Below are 17150 nucleotides of genomic sequence, written 5' to 3'. Positions count from 1 at the left end.
CATGGACACTTCACGCCACGGTCAACCCTCCCCAAACATCCATCACTTGGGTAAAGCTGAGCGGTCATCCGGGTTCACATACCGGACTGGGGCGATCGTTCCGATCGTCAACGGACTTTCCTTTACCTACAAGGATGCTGATGACCCCCAACCCTCAGCGAGCTCCGATCACCGGCGCGAGACGCGCGGCGCGCATAGCCGTGGCCGCCGGTCTCGTGGCCGCACTCTCCGCGGCGGGGCCCATACCCATGGCCTTCTCCGCGGACGACCCGGGCACGCCCGTCGACACGTCGGTCAAGTCCGCGAGCGGCAAGCTCGGTTCGGACGACGCCGACCTCCTCGCCGAGGCCGAGGCCGGCGGCGACAAGAACGTCACGATGATGGTCGCCACCGCGCCGGGGCAGACCGAGCAGGTCGCGGACCAGCTGGACGCGGTGAAGGGCGGCTCCGTGGGCCGTACCCACGACAAGCTCGGCTACGTCCGCGCCACCGTCCCGACCGCCAAGGCCGACGCGGCCATCAAGGCGGCCTCCAAGCTCTCCTCCGTGCACGGCATCGACCTGCGCCAGGAGATCGCGCTGGACGACCCGACGCCGTCCGCCGACACCGCCAAGGGCGCCAAGAAGGCCCCGACGGCCGGCGCCTACCCGGCCCCCGGCAAGAACACCCCCGCCGAGAACCCGTACAACCCGTCCTTCGAGACGGGTGCCGTCGACTTCGTGAAGAAGAACCCGAAGGCGGACGGCCGGGGCATCACCATCGGTGTCCTCGACTCCGGTGTGGACCTGGCGCACCCGGCGCTGCAGAAGACCACCACCGGCGAGCGCAAGATCGTCGACTGGGTGACGTCCACCGACCCGATCATCGACGGCGACGCGTCCTGGCGCGCGATGCTGACCTCGGTCTCCGGGCCCACGTTCACCTTCAGCGGCAAGACCTGGACCGCGCCCGCGGGCAGCTACCAGGTGAACCTCTTCCGCGAGTCCGCGACCGCAGGCGGCGACGCGGCCGGTGACGTGAACCGCGACGGCGACACCACCGACGCCTGGGGCGTGCTGTACGACGCCGCGGCCGGCACGGTCCGTGTCGACTCCAACGGCAACAGCGACTTCACCGACGACGCGCCGATGAAGCCGTACAAGGACGGGTACCAGATCGGCTACTTCGGTACCGACAACCCGGCCACCGACGTGGTCGAGCGCCAGCCGTTCGTCGTGGAGATCCGCAAGGACGTCCCGATGGACCCGCTGGGCGGCGACTGGGTCGGCCAGAAGCGCGACTTCGTCAACATCGGCCTGATATCGAGCGAGCACGGCACGCACGTCGCCGGCATCACCGCCGCGAACGGGCTGTTCGGCGGCAAGATGAACGGTGCCGCGCCCGGTGCGAAGGTCGTCTCCTCCCGCGCCTGCCTCTTCGGCCCCAGCTGCACCAACGTCGCGCTCACCGAGGGCATGATCGACCTCGTCGCCAACCGTGGCGTCGACATCGTCAACATGTCCATCGGCGGCCTCCCGGCGCTGAACGACGGCAACAACGCGCGCGCCGAGCTCTACACCCGCCTGATCGACACCTACGGCGTCGAGCTGGTCATCTCGGCCGGCAACTCGGGCCCCGGCGCCAACACGATCGGCGACCCCGGCCTGGCCGACAAGGTCATCTCGGTCGGCGCGTCCATCTCCAAGGAGACCTGGGCGTCCAACTACGGCTCGGCCGTGGAGAAGAAGTACGCGATGCTGCCCTTCTCCTCGCGCGGCCCGCGTGAGGACGGCGGCTTCACTCCGACGCTGACCGCGCCCGGTGCCTCCATCAACACCACGCAGACCTGGCTGCCCGGCGGCCCGGTCGCCGAGGCGGGCTACTCCCTGCCGGCCGGCTACTCGATGCTCCAGGGCACCTCGATGGCGTCCCCGCAGGCCGCGGGCGCGTCCGCGCTGCTGCTGAGTGCCGCGAAGCAGAAGAACATCGATCTGACGCCCGCCAAGCTGCGCACCGCGCTCACCTCGACCGCCGACCACATCAGCGGCACGCAGGCGTACGCGGAGGGCGCGGGCCTCGTCAACATCCCGGACGCCTGGGACTCGATCCGTGACGGCGCCACCGCCCACGAGTACACGGTGAAGGCCCCGGTCGACACCGCGATCGACTTCGCGCTCAAGACCCCGGGCTTCGGCACGGGCCTCTACGACCGCGAGGGCGGCCTCAAGGTCGGCCAGAAGAAGACGTACGACGTCACCATCACCCGTACGACCGGTGCCGACCGTGCGATCCGGCACGAGCTGCACCTGGAGAACAACCGGGACGACACGTTCCGGATCGTCGGCAGCGACGAGGTGTCCCTGCCGCTGAACAAGCCGGTGACGGTGAAGGTCGCGGCCAAGGCCGAGAACTCCGGTCTCAGCAGCGCGATCCTGGAGGTCGACGACCCGAGGACCGAGGGCATCGACAAGCAGGTCCTCACCACGGTCGTGGTCTCCGCCCCGCTGAAGTACACCCACTCGGCGTCCGGCACGGTCCAGCGCAACTCCAGCAAGTCGTACTTCGTGACCGTCCCCGAGGGTGCCAAGACCCTCGAGGTCGCGATCGGCGGGCTGAAGGACAAGAGCCAGACCCGGTTCATCGCCATCCACCCGTACGGCGTTCCGGTCGACAACACCTCCACGCCGTTCTGCTACAACAACTACCTCGACGGCAACGGCTGCAAGCCCGACGTGCGTTCGTACGCCGACCCGCAGCCCGGCGTCTGGGAGATCGAGGTCGAGTCGCGCCGTACGTCGCCGGTGCTCGACAACCCGTACAAGCTGAACGTCGAGGTGCTCGGCGCCGACTTCGACCCGGCGGTCGTGACCGTCCCCGAGGCCAAGGTCGGCACGCCGGCCCCGGTCTCCTGGAAGGTGACGAACAAGCTCGTCCCGGTCGACGGTTCGCTGAAGGGCGGCCCGCTCGGCTCCTCCAAGAACGCGCGGCCGACCATCGCCGACGGCGCCACGGACACCACCACGGTGGACGTGCCCGCGGGCGCCGGTTCGCTCGACGTCACCATCGGCAACGTCTCGGACGCCGCGGCGGACCTCGACCTGACCGTCTACGACGCGCAGGGCAACCAGGTCGGCCAGTCCGCGGACGGCGACTCCGAGGAGTCCGTCTCCGTCCCGTCGCCCGCCGCCGGCACGTACACCATCGAGGTCGTCGGCTATGCGATCCCGGCGGGCTCCACGGCGTACGACTACCTCGACGTGTACTTCGCGCCTTCGCTCGGCGAGGTCCAGGTCGACTCGACGCCCGTGAAGCTCGGCACCGGGGGAACCGCCTCGGTCGAGGCGAAGGTCGTCGCGAACGCGGCGCCGCCGGAGGGCCGGACGTTCTTCGGGCGCGCGCAGCTCGTGAACGCCCGCGGCACGGTCGCCGGTACCGGCAGCGTGCTGATCGAGAAGGTCACGCCGTAGCGTTCGTAGCGCTCTGAAGGCCTTGCTCTCTGTACGGGAAGGGCGGGCGTCCGGTTCCACCGGGCGCCCGCCCTTCCCGTTGTCCGCCGGCCCTACCCCCCGTTCGGGCCCGCGCACTCCATCCCCCGCGCCTTCGGCAGCGCCTTCAGGATGTCCTTGCGGGCGTCGGCGACGCCCGGGCCGGTCTCCCAGTCCTGCCGGTCCTGCGGGAACACCGGCACGCGGACCAGCGTGTACGTCCCGACCTCCAGGTCTTCCTTGGCACTGCCGAGCAGCGTGACGGTGATCGTCGGACGGTCCGCCACGGACTGCTCGGGCCGGTAGTAGCGCTTCACCTTCAGCACGACGCTCACGTTCCCGTCGGCGGCGGGCGTGATGCTCTGTACGGTCCCCTCGACGAGGACCTTGGAGCACGCGAGGTGCATCTCGGGCGAGTACAGCGACGCGTCGCCCGCGCCGTCATCCTGCTTCGCGGCCGACGAGTCGGCGCCCCCGTCGCCGACGCCACCCTGCACCCCGAGCCACACCATCCCGCCGAGCATCGCCGTGCCCGCGCCCACCACGAGGGTGCCGAGCGCCACGCCCGCGTAGCGCCGGTACCAGGGCGGCTGGGACGGCCTGGACGGCTTCGGCGCCCTGAGCGACTTCGGTTTCCTGGACGGCTTCGGTGTCCTGAGCGGCTTCGGCGTTCTGCGCGGGGCGGAGGCGGGAGACGGCTCGGCTTCGGGATCGGGCCGGTCGCCTTCCGTGACCGGTGTCCCCGCGGCCAGCGTGTCGCCCATGATCCGCAGCTGTTCCCTGAGCAGGGCGACGTCCGCGAGCGCCGACCGGTGCTCCGCCAGGAACTCCGCGTCGTCCCGGGCGTCCTCGGGGAGGGGTTCGTCCGTGAGCGCGGCCATCAGCGCGTCCATTCCCTCGTACTCGGCCACGTCACACCACCTCGTCCTCGTGCAGGCGGGCGCGCAGTGCGCGGACCGCCGTGTGCAGCCTGCTCTTGACCGTGCCCTCCGGGATGCCGAGTTCCTCGGCGATGCCACGGACGGGCAGGTCGGCGTAGAACCGCAGCACGAGGATCTGCCGCTGGGCGTCCGGCAGTTCGTCGAGGCCCTGGGCCACGGCGAGCGACATCACCTTCGTGTCCTCGCCCGACTCCCCCGCGACGTGCTCCGCCGGCCTCAGCGAGGCCAGCCGCTCGCCGATCCGCTCCTGGCGGCGCCTGGCGCGATGCCAGTCCATGGCCAGGTTCGAGGCGACGACCGCCGCCCAGGCCGACACGTCACGGGGTGCCTCCGCCCCGCTCGCCGCGCGCTCCAGGAGCCGCAGCCGGACCTGCTGTACCCCGTCCGGCAGGTCCGCCTGCGGCACCCCGCCGAGCGCGAGCACAGCACGCACCCGACGCTCCTGGGCCGCGTCCAGGGGGTCGTCGAGCGTCCCCCCGGCGCTCTCCCCGCCCCCCTGGACGCGGCGGGCTTTTCTGCGCAGCACAGCCACCCCTCCCCTCGCCGCGTTTTCTCTAGGACGCCGGTGGTGCGGGAAACGTTCGGCCCGATCCGGGAGATCTTTTCGGCCCGATTCCGGAGATCTTTACGGACCCTCATCCTCCACATTTCCCACTTATCGACTTCACACCGCCTCCACTGTCACCATGTGCCGCATGACGCACATCACCAAAGGTGCCAACACCCCTGTTCCCGCAGCTCTGTTGCGTGTGGCGGTCTGTCGGCGGAACGTTCCGGGGGCTCCGTCCGTGGATGCCTCGGCGCTGCTTCTCGACGCCCTGGGCAAGGTGCGCGGCGACGCCGACCTGGTCTTCTACAACCAGCCCGCGCACCCCTCCGGGGCCGTACGCCACGCGGGCACGGCCGACGGCGGCGGGCAGCTCGCCGAGTGGCTGGAGCTGGACCTGCCGAGCGTCGAGCCCGAGGTGCAGCGGGTGGTGATCGCCGGGTCGTGCGACGGCGGGGTCTTCGGCTCCGTGCCCGGACTGAGTGTGCAGGCGCTCACCCCCGACGGCGCCGTCGTCGCCCACTACGACGTGACCGACGCGTCCGACGAGACGGCCTTCGTGCTCGGCGAGTTCTACCGCAGGAACGGCAGCTGGAAGTTCCGCGCGGTGGGCCAGGGCTACGCGTCCGGACTCGCGGGCCTCGCGACCGACTTCGGCATAGCGGTGGAGGACCCGACCCCGGCACCCGCCCCGACCCCGATACCGGCGCCCATACCGACCCCGCCCCCGGTACCGACCGGGCCGCCCGGGTACGACGTACGGGACGCGGTGCCGCCGCGCCCCGGCCCGCCGCCGCAGGCACCGGCGGCGGCCGTCTCCTTCGGGCCCGATTTCCAGCCCTTCGTGCAGCGCGGCCGTGGCAACGGGGTGGTCTCCGTCGGCGTTCCGCTGCCGCCGGGACCCGTGATCGTCGAGGCCTGGCACCAGGGCGACGGCTACTTCGGCATGCACACCCTCAACCACCGCAACAAGGACGACGACCTCCTCTACAACAGCACCCTGCGCGACTTCCGGGGCCGCGCCCTCGTCCACCCGCCGGAGGGCATCCCCCTGCGGCTGCGGGTGGAGGCCGACAACGACTGGACGGTCATGGTCCAGCCGCTCTCGGTGACCCGCCGGCTGGACTCCCCGCTCCAGGGGTACGGCCCGGAGGTGGTGGCGTACACGGGCACCGCGGCCGACATCGACGTCGAGTTCGCCGGTGACGAGGACGGCGGCGGCTACTTCGCGCTCAAGAGCCAGGAGATCGCGAACCTGCGGAACCCGGACGAGTACGACCTGCTGGTCAACGAGACGGACGCGCTGCGCCAGACCGTGCCCGTCCCGGCCGGACCTCTCCTGCTCCTCATCGAGGCCGACGGCCCCTGGCAGCTCACCGCCCGCCCCCTGCCCGTGCTCGACCAGGCCGCTGCCCGGGCCTCCGGCGTCTACACCGGCCGGGGCAAGAGCACGATCACGCTGGTCAACCCGGCCCTCGGCCGCCCCGCGATCCTGGAGTACTCGATCACGGACGAGGGCTCGTTCATGGGGTACGAGGTCAAGCTGCTCGACGAGTACGAGGACGAGGAAAGGCTGCTGCGGGGCGACTGCAACGGACGGCGCGGCCGCACCCTCCTGTTCCGCAAGGGCGAGCCCGAGGCCAGGCTGCGGATCGAGGACGCCGGTGACTGGAGTCTCCGGCTGCTGCCGGTCGAGCAGGCGCAGCCGCTGACGGGCTCGGTGGAGGGCGCGGGCAGCACGGTGCTCGGCTACGCCGGTCCGCCCGCCCTGGTCGGCCTGCGCCGGACCACCGGCGACGACGGCTGGCTGGACAGCTGGACCGTGCAGCCCGAGGGCAAGCGCGCGGTCTGCGCGGACACGGCGGGGCGCCGACGGCCCGTGACCGGCCCGCTGTGGGTGTCCGAGGCCGGGTACTGCTATCTCCTGGTCCAGGCGGGTGACGAGACGGGCTGGCGGCTGGATCCCGCTCCCCTCGACACGGCTCCCGCCTTCGGAGGAGGGGGCCGCCAGGTGTCGGGACAGGGCTATGGAGTCGTACGTCACACCGGTCCGGAAACCGAGATGATGCTCACCCACGAGGGCCGGGGCATGCTCGACCTGCTGGTGATCTGGGAACTCGACGAACGCCTGCGGCCCGTACGGCGGATCAGCACGGCCTCCGGGCTGCAGCGGCTGCCCGGGGGTTTCCTCCAGATCAGGACCAGCGGAAACTGGACGATCGAGAACGGCGGCTGACCGGCCCTTCGCGGGGTCCCCGGCCCGTCCCAGTCCTCGGTCCCCGAGGTCAAAGGATTGGACAGGCGGGCCGGGGTGAGACGCATGATGGAAACACTGGCCAGTTATGCACAGGCAAAAGGAGTCGCCGTGAAGGTAGGAATCGTCGGAGCCACCGGTCAGGTCGGCACGGTCATGCTCAAGATCCTCGCTGAGCGGGACTTCCCGATGGAGACGCTGCGGCTGTTCGCCTCGGCGCGGTCGGCCGGTTCGACGATCGACTACAAGGGCTCGGCCGTGACCGTGGAGGACGCCTCCACCGCCGACTACAGCGGCCTGGACATCGTCCTGTTCTCCGCGGGCGGCGCCACCTCCAAGGCGCTCGCCGGGAAGGTCGCCTCCCAGGGTGCCGTCGTGATCGACAACTCGTCGGCGTGGCGCAGGGACCCGGAGGTCCCCCTCGTGGTCTCCGAGGTGAACCCGCACGCGATCACCGACCGCCCCAAGGGCATCATCGCCAACCCGAACTGCACGACGATGGCCGCGATGCCGGTGCTCAAGCCGCTCCACGAGGAGGCGGGTCTCGAAGCGCTGGTCGTCGCGACGTACCAGGCCGTGTCCGGGTCGGGGCTCGCGGGCGTGGCGGAGCTGCACGGTCAGGTGCAGAAGGTCGTGGCGGACGCGGACAAGCTGACGCACGACGGTTCCGCGGTCGACTTCCCCGAGCCGGGCGTCTACAAGCGCCCCATCGCCTTCAACGTCCTCCCGCTCGCGGGCTCGATCGTCGACGACGGCCTGAACGAGACCGACGAGGAGCAGAAGCTCCGCAACGAGTCCCGCAAGATCCTGGAGATCCCGGCCCTCAAGGTGTCCGGCACGTGCGTCCGCGTCCCGGTCTTCTCGGGCCACTCGCTCCAGGTCAACGCCCGTTTCGCGCGTCCCCTGTCCGTGGAGCGCGCGACGGAGCTCCTGGCGGGCGCCCCGGGTGTCGCCCTCTCCGACATCCCGACCCCCCTCCAGGCCGCCGGCCAGGACCCGTCCTTCGTCGGCCGCATCCGCGCCGACGAGACCGTCGACCACGGCCTGGCCCTCTTCATCTCCAACGACAACCTCCGCAAGGGTGCCGCGTTGAACGCGGTCCAAATCGCAGAGCTGGTGGCAGCGGACCTCAAGGCCTGAACGACCTCGTCCTCAAACGCCGGACGGGCTGAAGGGCTTCGGCTGCGGGTTCGTCGTGGCTGATCGCGCAGTTCCCCGCGCCCCTGGGTACCTAGGGGCGCGGGGAACTGCGCAGTCTTTTGGTCTTTTGGGGGTTCGGGGGCGGAGCCCCTGAGTCAGGGACGGGAATGGGTAGGGGCGGCGGGGGCGAGAAAAAGCCCTACGGCCGCCGCACCTCGTACAGGAAGCACCCGTACTCCACCGCCCGAACGTGCACCAGAGCCACCTCAGGATCGGCGAAAGCCTCGGAGAAGGCCGCGTCCAGCGATTCGTCGGGCGTCGACGGAAGGTCGAGGAGCCGCCCGCCAAGGATCCGCCCCTCCCCGGAGTACCGCCGCACCGCACGCAACACCCCCGGCCGAGCAAACGGATACCGCCCACCCCCACAACCCCCGCACACGACTCGGCATGGATGAAGACGGGCCCCTGCTCGTCGTACGCCCCCGGCTCCACCCCCACCCCCGCGGCCCACCGCCGCAACGGAGCGTACGAGACAAGAGCGACCCGCTCCCCACTCCGACTCCGCCGCAGACAGCACCGCAGCGGACTCCCACCCTCCCCCTCCACGAACGGAACGCACGCCCGCCCCGCGTCATCGACGTCACGGAGTTCCTTCAGCACACCCGGCTCGATCGGCCTCGCGGTATATGTCGTCATGCGTTCCAGACTCCCGCCCCCGGGCGCCCTCCACCGGCGGGAAACGGACATCGCATTCCCCGCATCAGCCGTGGAAGGATGGCGCAACCCACACATAACGAGGAGATGACCGCGTGCCTGGCACAAACCTGACCCGCGAAGAGGCGCAGCAGCGGGCGAAGCTGCTCACCGTTGACTCGTACGAGATCGATCTCGACCTCTCCGGCGCGCAGGGCGAAGGGGGCACCTACCGGTCCGTGACCACCGTGCGCTTCGACTCGGCCGAGACCGGCGCCGAGTCGTTCATCGACCTGGTGGCCCCGGCCGTCCACGAAGTCACCCTCAACGGCGACGCCCTCGACCCGGCCGACGTCTTCAAGGACTCGCGGATCGCGCTGTCCGGGATCCTTGAGGGCCGCAACATCCTGCGGGTCGTCGCCGACTGCGCGTACACCAACACCGGTGAGGGCCTGCACCGGTTCGTCGACCCGGTCGACCAGCAGGCCTACCTCTACACGCAGTTCGAGGTACCGGACGCCCGCCGTGTCTTCGCGAGCTTCGAGCAGCCGGACCTGAAGGCCACCTTCCAGTTCACCGTGAAGGCGCCCTCCGGCTGGACCGTCATCTCCAACTCGCCGACGCCGGAGCCCAAGGACGACATCTGGGTCTTCGAGCCGACGCCCCGCATCTCCACGTACATCACGGCGCTCATCCTGGGCCCGTACCACTCGGTGCACAGCGTGTACGAGAAGGACGGGCAGTCGGTCCCGCTCGGGATCTACTGCCGGCCCTCGCTCGCCGAGTTCCTCGACTCGGACGCGATCTTCGAGGTGACGCGGCAGGGCTTCGAGTGGTTCCAGGAGAAGTTCGACTACGCGTACCCGTTCAAGAAGTACGACCAGCTGTTCGTGCCGGAGTTCAACGCGGGCGCGATGGAGAACGCGGGCGCGGTCACGATCCGCGACCAGTACGTGTTCCGCTCGAAGGTCACGGACGCCGCGTACGAGGTGCGGGCCGCCACGATCCTGCACGAGCTGGCGCACATGTGGTTCGGCGACCTGGTCACCATGGAGTGGTGGAACGACCTGTGGCTGAACGAGTCGTTCGCCACCTACGCCGAGGCCGCGTGCCAGGCGTACGCCCCCCAGTCGCGCTGGCCGCACTCCTGGACCACGTTCGCCAACTCCATGAAGACCTGGGCGTACCGGCAGGACCAGCTGCCGTCCACGCACCCGATCATGGCCGAGATCAACGACCTCGACGACGTGCTCGTCAACTTCGACGGCATCACGTACGCCAAGGGCGCGAGCGTCCTCAAGCAGCTCGTCGCCTATGTCGGTGAGGACGAGTTCTTCCAGGGCGTGCAGGCCTACTTCAAGCGGCACGCGTTCGGCAACACGCGCCTGTCCGACCTGCTGGGCGCCCTGGAGGAGACCTCGGGCCGGGACCTGAAGACCTGGTCGAAGGCGTGGCTGGAGACGGCGGGCATCAACGTCCTGCGCCCGGAGATCGAGACGGACGCGAACGGCGTCATCACCGCCTTCGCCATCCGCCAGGAGGCTCCCGCACTGCCCGCGGGCGCCAAGGGCGAGTCGACGCTGCGTCCGCACCGGATCGCCGTCGGCCTCTACGACCTCGACGACGACAGCGGCAAGCTGCTGCGGGACGACGAGAACGGCCGTATCGAGCTGGACGTCGACGGCGAACTGACCGCCGTGCCCGAGCTGGTGGGCAGGCGCCGCCCCGCGGTGATCCTCCTCAACGACGACGACCTCTCGTACGCGAAGGTCCGTCTCGACGAGCAGTCCCTGGCCTTCGTCACCGAGCACCTCGGCGACTTCGAGTCCTCCCTGCCGCGCGCCCTGTGCTGGGCCTCGGCCTGGGACATGACGCGCGACGCCGAGCTGGCGACCCGCGACTATCTGTCCCTGGTGCTGTCCGGCATCGGCAAGGAGTCGGACATCGGCGTCGTGCAGTCACTGCACCGGCAGGTGAAGCTGGCGATCGAGCTGTACGCCGACCCGACCGCGCGCGAGGCACTGCTGACCCGCTGGACGGACGCCACGCTGGCCCACCTGAAGTCCGCCGCGGCCGGCAGCGACCACCAGCTGGCCTGGGCGCGCGCCTTCGCGGCGACGGCCCGTACGCCGGAGCAGCTCGACCTCCTGGAGGGCCTGCTAGACGGCCGGGAGACCATCGAGGGCCTGGCCGTCGACACCGAGCTGCGCTGGGCGTTCGTGCAGCAACTCGCGGCGGTGGGCCGCTTCGACGAGGCGGAGATCGCGGGCGAGTACGAGCGCGACAGGACGGCCGCCGGTGAGCGCCACGCGACGTCCGCCCGTGCCGCCCGTCCGACGGAGGAGGCCAAGTCGGAGGCCTGGGCGTCGGTCGTCGAGTCCGACAAGCTGCCGAACGCCGTGCAGGAGGCCGTGATCGGCGGCTTCGTCCAGACCGGCCAGCGCGAGCTGCTCGCCCCGTACACGGACAAGTACTTCGCGGCGGTCAAGGACGTCTGGGACTCGCGCTCGCACGAGATGGCCCAGCAGATCGTGGTCGGGCTCTACCCGTCCGTCCAGGTCTCCGAGGAGACCCTCCGCAAGACGGACGAGTGGCTGGCCTCCGCCGAGCCCGGCCCGGCACTGCGCCGGCTGATCTCGGAGTCCCGCGCGGGCATCGAGCGCGCGCTCAGGGCCCAGGCGGCGGACGCGGCGGCAACGACCCGGTAGGCGGTACTCGGATGGGGGCGCCCGGTGTGACACCGGGCGCCCTTCGTCATGTGCCGACCAGTTGCCGGGTCAGGTGCAGCATCGTGCGGATGTGCAGCGCGGTCTGCCGGTGCACCGGCACCCAGCGCGCGACGAAGGTGGTCTCCAGCTCCTGGCTCCAGTCGCGTACGAGGGTGTCGAGGGCCTCGGGCGGTTCGTCGAGGGCGCTGCGCATCATCGCGGCCGCGCGCAGGGGTATGCGGCGGGCGGCTATGCCGAGGGAGACCGAGTTGCCGACGGTGGTGGCGAGTTCGGCGTCGCCGAGGCCCTGCGCGTCGTGGGTGTTCCAGGTGTCGACGACGCCGGGGCCGATGTCCATGAGTTCGCGCGCGGCGGTGTGGAACGGCAGCCGGCGCTCGTCTGCGGGTGGTTGGTCGGCGAGCGCGCCGAGCACCTTCTCCAGCTGTTTGGCGCGGCTGAGCAGGATCTCGGCGGCCCGGGAGATCTCCCGCTCGGGCCGGGTGACGGGGCTCGGATCGCTGACGCCGGCCACGCTCCAGAAGGGGGCCTCGACGACGGCCGAGACCGTCCCGTGCCGCATCGCGTACATCCAGGTCGCCTGGGAGGTGTAGCCGGAGGGGTCGCGTTCGTCGGCGGGGCTGCCGTCGGGCAGGACGAGCACGCCGGGGCTGTCGACGAACCAGCCCATGCCGTCGAACGGCCGGTACTCCAGCGGGATACCGAGCTCCGCCGCCACGGACCGGAAGGCGCGGGGCGCTCCGGGTACGGGACGGGTCAGCTGCAGGAACGATCCTCCTACTTCGACACCGTGCAGGGAGAACTGGATCAGGGGCCGCAGCTCGTCGAGGAGCCGGGTCAGCGCGCGGGATTCGGGCATCGCGGTGTGCGGGTCCGTGTCCACGGGCGGAAACTCGGGCTGACTGATGAACGCGGGCCGGTAGAAGCCGCGGTAGTAGCCGTCCAGGGTCGGCGCGGAGGCCGGGTGTCCGGCGAACCGGCGCTCGCCGAGGGTCGTGCCGTCCGGGTCCAGACAGAGCAGGAAGTGCCAGGTGCAGCCGAGTTCGTCCAGGACACGCGGGTCCCGTACGAAGTCCTCGGCGAGGGTGAGGGACGAGGCACCGCCGACCGGTTCGTTGGCGTGGGCGCCGGCCACGGTGAGTATCTGGTGCTCGCCGTGGCCTGCCGAGAGCAGCCACAGGGGCCGGCCGGCGCGGGACGTTCCGACGGTGCGCAGACGCAACGTCCCGGGCCGCTCCGCGACCATCGCCCGCGCGCGGTGCGCCAGCTCGGCGACGGTGGGATACGGGTTTCCCCGGCTGCGAGCGCCCTCTGCCCTCACGCCAACTCCTCACCTCGGTACGGCCGTTGAGCGTCTCGAACGGGCGGTTCCGGCGGTCCGGGGAGCGCGCCCCGTCAAGGCTCGATGTGCCGGGTCAGAGTGTCAAGGGGCCCTTGGGGCGGCCGCGACGGAGATCAACTTGTGCGAATATGCCGGGTGCGTTTTTCGTTGGAACGGCGATGGCGGGCCGGGGCGTGGGGGACGCAGGTCGGTGGCCCGTAAATTCGAGTGACATGCCTCGATTACGTCGGCATCATCGGGCAGTTGTTCTGTCACGTCCGACTTCGGAGGTACACCACGTCCATCCAGCAAGATCTTCGAGCCTGGTCGCTGTCGTGGTCCGAGGCCGACCCTCGTCGGAACGCCTTCGAGTGGGACGACGACGAGGAGGCCCGGATTTCGGCGCTGGTCGCCGGGATGACACCTTCTGCCGAAACCGACGTCGATGCCGATGCCGATCGGATGAAGGGCTTCCGCTTCGTGAGCGAGGTGAGCGTGCTCCTGGCGTCGCGCTACGGCCGTTGGGCCTGTGGCTGGGGCTGGTCGACCTACCTAGGTGGACCTGTCGGCGCTTGGTGCTGCGACATGCATTCGGTCGGAGAGGCGGAGGAGACCGCCGCGCGCGTGGTGGCCTCGCTGCTGGAATGGCGTGACTGGCTGGAGGACATGGCCGAGCGGTTCGAGCAGCTCGCTCCGCCGCCCGACGCGAATGCCGAGGACCGCAGCTGGCATCTCGAACGCGCGGTGACCCGCTTGGTCACCACGGTCGTGGACCGCACCCACGCGGAGTCGGCCTGGTACGGGCTCTGCGACACCACGCTGACCTGGTTCCTCTCCTCCACCGGCCTGCGACCGGAGGCGGCAAGGAAGGCGGTGGAAGCCGCGATCGGGGGCCGGTTCAAGAGCTGGGCCGAGCCCGCCCCGCCCCTGGTCGACGCGGTGGGCGAGGACCTGGCGGTCCGCCTCACCGGTCGCGGGTTCTACCGTGAGGGATGACTCGCTGTCCGTGTGGTGCCGAGTCAGGGAGCAGGTCGACTGGTCCTCGGTCGCGACCACGAGCCCTGCACCTGTGCGACCGGCCGTCGACGGACTGGCCGCCTGGTTCGACGGTCCGGTCCGCCACCGCGACCCGGACCGCGCCGACCGGCTGCTCACCGCGATGGCCCTCTCCCGTGCCGCTGCTTCGCAGGAAGAACCGCTCACCCCGCCCCTGCTCGACGACTGGCAGAAGTCGGTCCTCGGCACACCCGACGTGTGCCTGCGTCAGGGCGACGCCTTCGCCAAGGGCGGCCGGGAGCGGTACGGGCTGACGCCGCACACCTGGCGGGACTTCGCCGCCTGCCTGCGCCAGAGCGCGGACCCGTCGGTGCCGTTGCCCGCCCGGGCGGCCAGGGCATATCTGGACATCGCCTTCTTCCACCCCTATCCGGACGGCAACGCCCGCCTGGCACTGCTGGCCCTCGCCCACGTCCTGGAGACGGAGGGAGTACGCCTGTCCGAAGTGGGGCCGCTGCAGACCGCCCGCTACGCGGACGACCCGGCCGGCGCCCTTGACCTCGCGGCTCTGGTCTCCGTGCTGATCCGCGCCTCCCACCGTCGCGCAACGGCAACCGCGCAGTGACCGAAGTCGCCGCCGCCGCGTACGACTCGGCACTCCTTGCCGGGAATGCGGGTGCCCGTGAAGCCGCTCAACCGTTCGCGAGCGTGGCCCGGACGCCTTCAGGATGTTGAGCCGGCTTCAGCCACAACTGGGGCTGGGACTGCCGATAGTGCTCGTCGATCCCAGGTTGCCAAGGGAAGCGTCCCTCCGCGTCGGGCCACACCAGCTGGAGGACCGGGAAGGGGGCCGTCGGTAGAAGGCGATCGCGTTCCCGAAGAACTCCCGGTACCAGCGAAGGTCGGATTCCTTGAGAACGACCGGCAACTCCTCGACGACGTCACGGTGTTCCTGGTCGCTCTCCAGCACGGCTCCCGCCGCGGCCCTGCGCCCGAGCGTGTTGAGCAGCACCTGCATCACCCTGATGTCCAGGCCGAACATGGCCGGCTCGGGCACCTTGTGGGTGTGCCAGAGTCCGATCGTGTAGGCGAACCCGGGCCCTTCCTCGTCGGCCGGCACCATGACGACGCTCCACCCGTGCTCCCGGACCTGCTCGACTGTCCACAGGTCCATACGATCGGCCTCGTCACGGTCGCCGTAGTCATGGCAGATCACACAGCGACAAGCGGGGCGGTCGTCAGGCATGTTCGCGACGGTATCCCGCCCCACCCGGCCCGTCCGGCGTTTGAGGACGAGGCCGTTCAGGCCGACAGCGGGGGCCTGGGCCGGTTCGCCTTGCTCGGTCCGCGAACCGTGCGTACGAGTGGTCGGGTCCAGGGCTCCCACGGTGTGTCCCACGCCTCTCTTCCCGTCTTTCCGTCACCGGGAACTCGGTCGATGTGGATCTACCGTCGCAGCGCCGGAACCGTCACGTCCATCGAATCTTTTCGACCATTCCTTTCAGCTGAGCTGAACGTTTGGATTCCGCGCGCCGGGCGTGCCCCGAGCTGGCCGAACACCGTCGCGCCGAAAGCCAGGGCCATGCCCGCCAGCTGCACGGGGCCCAGCGCCTGGCCGAGCGCCGCCCAGCCGATGACGGCCGCCGTGAGCGGGGAGAGCGGGCCGAGGAAGGTGACCTGGGTGGCGGTGAGCCGGCCGATGCCGCGGAACCAGAGCCAGTACGCGACCGCCGTGTTGGCCAGCGCCAGATAGAGGTAGCCGCCGACGGCCCGCCCGTCGAGCGCGGGCGGCGCGCCCTCCACGAGCAGCGCGACCGGGGCTATCAGCAGCCCGCCCGCGGTCAACTGCCAGCCGGTGAGGGCCAGCGGGCCGACTCCCTCGGGACGCCCCCACCTCTTCGTCAGCACGGTGCCCGCGGACATCGACGCGGTCGCGGCGAGGGCGGCGAGCACACCCACGGCGTCCAGCGCGCCGGCCGCCTTCAGTACGACCAGGCTCACGCCGAGGGCCGCCGCGATGCCCGTGAGGAGCGTACGGAGAGTCGGGCGTTCGCCGAGCAGGGCCGCCGCGAGGCCGACGACGAAGAGCGGGCCGACGGAACCGACGACCGCCGCCATACCGCCCGGCAGCCGGTACGCGGAGAGGAAGAGCAGCGGGAAGAAGGCGCCGATGTTCAGCGCGCCCAGGGCCGCCGCCTTCCACCACCAGACCCCGCGGGGCAGCGTGCGGGCGAGCGCGAGCAGGACCAGCCCGGCGGGCAGGGCGCGCATCAGGCCGGTGAACAGGGGCCGGTCGGCCGGCAGGAACTGCGTGGTGACGGCGTAGGTACTGCCCCAGGAGACCGGGGCCAGGGCGGTGAGCGCGATGACGGTGCTGCGGTTCATGACCGGCTCCATGAGGGAGATGGCCCGGGGAGACGACCCCGAGATGACTTGGCAGTAATTAGCTTAGCGCTAAGCTACTTATCGTCAAGCCACCTTCTTGCAGCCGGGTGACGCGGTGCGGATACTCGCCCCATGAGCACTTCCAAGGCCGCCAGGACCCCCGCGGACCCCGTCGACGCGATCATCGACCAGTGGGCCGCCGTCCGGCCCGACCTGGACACGGCCGCGATGGAGGTCTTCGGCCGCGTCTTCCGGCTCTCGCGGGCGATGGGCGACCGGATGGAGAAGACGTACGCGCGGCTCGGCATCTCGCGCGGCGAGTTCGACGTGCTCGCCACGCTGCGGCGGTCCGGCGCCCCGTACGCCCTCTCGCCCCGTCAGCTCTCGGCGACGCTGATGCTGACCACGGGAGGCATGACCGGCCGCCTCGACAAGCTGGAACGGGCCGGTCTGCTCCGCAGGTCCCCCGACCCCCACGATCGTCGCGCCCTCCAAGTGACGCTCACGGAGAAGGGGTTGGTGCTTGTCGACGAGGCGGTCGGGGCCGGTCTTGACGTCCAGACGGAGGCGTTGTCGTCTCTCGACGAGGAGCAGGCCGGTCAACTGGCTGATCTGTTGCGGCAGTTGCTTGCCGGCACGGGCCGGACGAGTCGCTAGCGACTCGCCGGGGAGGGGGGTTCCTG

General features: G+C 70.6%; 11 protein-coding genes and 2 pseudogenes. 7 read left to right on the top strand and 6 right to left on the bottom strand.

Features of this window, described 5'->3' with window-relative positions; all coding sequences use genetic code 11:
- The first annotated feature begins 140 nt into the window (after positions 1-140).
- On the top strand, positions 141-3446 hold the full coding sequence (locus JEQ17_RS30505; RefSeq protein ID WP_200398139.1) for a S8 family serine peptidase: 3306 nt from the start codon (positions 141-143) through the stop codon (positions 3444-3446).
- A gap of 92 nt (positions 3447-3538) precedes the next feature.
- Here JEQ17_RS30505 and JEQ17_RS30500 read toward each other — a convergent pair whose 3' ends face one another.
- Together JEQ17_RS30500 and JEQ17_RS30495 are read right to left on the bottom strand one after the other, a co-directional pair.
- On the bottom strand, positions 3539-4375 hold the full coding sequence (locus JEQ17_RS30500; protein WP_200398138.1) for a hypothetical protein: 837 nt from the start codon (positions 4373-4375) through the stop codon (positions 3539-3541).
- A 1-nt stretch (position 4376) separates the two neighbouring features.
- On the bottom strand, positions 4377-4937 hold the full coding sequence (locus tag JEQ17_RS30495; RefSeq protein ID WP_383398333.1) for an RNA polymerase sigma factor: 561 nt from the start codon (positions 4935-4937) through the stop codon (positions 4377-4379).
- 163 nt (positions 4938-5100) lie between these two features.
- Between JEQ17_RS30495 and JEQ17_RS30490 the strand changes: the two genes are divergently transcribed.
- Positions 5101-7188, top strand: a complete 2088-nt coding sequence (locus tag JEQ17_RS30490; protein ID WP_200398136.1) for a TerD family protein — start codon at positions 5101-5103, stop codon at positions 7186-7188.
- 129 nt (positions 7189-7317) lie between these two features.
- The gene (locus JEQ17_RS30485) at positions 7318-8346 is read left to right on the top strand and encodes an aspartate-semialdehyde dehydrogenase (RefSeq protein ID WP_200398135.1); all 1029 of its coding nucleotides are present in this window, start codon (positions 7318-7320) and stop codon (positions 8344-8346) included.
- A 199-nt stretch (positions 8347-8545) separates the two neighbouring features.
- Here the strand turns inward: JEQ17_RS30485 and JEQ17_RS30480 are convergent.
- Positions 8546-9042: pseudogene (locus JEQ17_RS30480) on the bottom strand (DUF1203 domain-containing protein).
- Between the two features lie 113 nt (positions 9043-9155).
- Between JEQ17_RS30480 and pepN the strand changes: the two are divergent.
- A complete protein-coding gene (gene pepN, locus JEQ17_RS30475) occupies positions 9156-11747 on the top strand; it encodes an aminopeptidase N (RefSeq protein ID WP_200398134.1) in 2592 nt (863 codons plus the stop codon).
- A 46-nt stretch (positions 11748-11793) separates the two neighbouring features.
- Here pepN and JEQ17_RS30470 read toward each other — a convergent pair whose 3' ends face one another.
- Positions 11794-13086 carry a M14 family zinc carboxypeptidase gene (locus JEQ17_RS30470; RefSeq protein WP_234048432.1) on the bottom strand — a complete coding sequence of 431 codons (1293 nt, stop codon included), beginning with the start codon at positions 13084-13086 and terminating at the stop codon, positions 11794-11796.
- A gap of 585 nt (positions 13087-13671) precedes the next feature.
- Here JEQ17_RS30470 and JEQ17_RS50200 point away from each other — a divergent pair.
- Positions 13672-14082 carry a hypothetical protein gene (locus JEQ17_RS50200; protein WP_234048431.1) on the top strand — a complete coding sequence of 137 codons (411 nt, stop codon included), beginning with the start codon at positions 13672-13674 and terminating at the stop codon, positions 14080-14082.
- A complete protein-coding gene (locus JEQ17_RS50545) occupies positions 14072-14707 on the top strand; it encodes a Fic family protein (protein WP_200398133.1) in 636 nt (211 codons plus the stop codon). The genes JEQ17_RS50200 and JEQ17_RS50545 overlap by 11 nt, the downstream gene beginning before the upstream one ends.
- Positions 14708-14774: 67 nt before the next feature.
- Here the strand turns inward: JEQ17_RS50545 and JEQ17_RS30455 are convergent.
- Together JEQ17_RS30455 and JEQ17_RS30450 are read right to left on the bottom strand one after the other, a co-directional pair.
- A pseudogene (locus JEQ17_RS30455) lies at positions 14775-15205 on the bottom strand (DUF4262 domain-containing protein).
- 323 nt (positions 15206-15528) lie between these two features.
- Positions 15529-16467, bottom strand: a complete 939-nt coding sequence (locus JEQ17_RS30450; protein ID WP_200398132.1) for an EamA family transporter — start codon at positions 16465-16467, stop codon at positions 15529-15531.
- 132 nt (positions 16468-16599) lie between these two features.
- Between JEQ17_RS30450 and JEQ17_RS30445 the strand changes: the two genes are divergently transcribed.
- Complete coding sequence (locus JEQ17_RS30445; RefSeq protein ID WP_200398131.1) at positions 16600-17124, top strand: MarR family winged helix-turn-helix transcriptional regulator; 525 nt, start codon at positions 16600-16602, stop codon at positions 17122-17124.
- Positions 17125-17150 lie beyond the last annotated feature (26 nt).

It is taken from the genome of Streptomyces liliifuscus (genome assembly GCF_016598615.1).
Taxonomy (GTDB): Bacteria; Actinomycetota; Actinomycetes; order Streptomycetales; family Streptomycetaceae; genus Streptomyces; species Streptomyces liliifuscus.
This window is presented reverse-complemented; position numbering and strand designations above follow the sequence as displayed.

What these genes read in the sequence shown, in the direction of transcription:
- JEQ17_RS30505 (WP_200398139.1), top strand. Translation starts at nt 141, where the DNA reads ATGACCCCCAACCCTCAGCGAGCTCCGATCACCGGCGCGAGACGCGCG.
- JEQ17_RS30490 (WP_200398136.1), top strand. Translation starts at nt 5,101, where the DNA reads ATGACGCACATCACCAAAGGTGCCAACACCCCTGTTCCCGCAGCTCTG.
- JEQ17_RS50200 (WP_234048431.1), top strand. Translation starts at nt 13,672, where the DNA reads ATGCATTCGGTCGGAGAGGCGGAGGAGACCGCCGCGCGCGTGGTGGCC.
- JEQ17_RS30450 (WP_200398132.1), bottom strand. Translation starts at nt 16,467, where the DNA reads ATGAACCGCAGCACCGTCATCGCGCTCACCGCCCTGGCCCCGGTCTCC.
- JEQ17_RS30445 (WP_200398131.1), top strand. Translation starts at nt 16,600, where the DNA reads ATGAGCACTTCCAAGGCCGCCAGGACCCCCGCGGACCCCGTCGACGCG.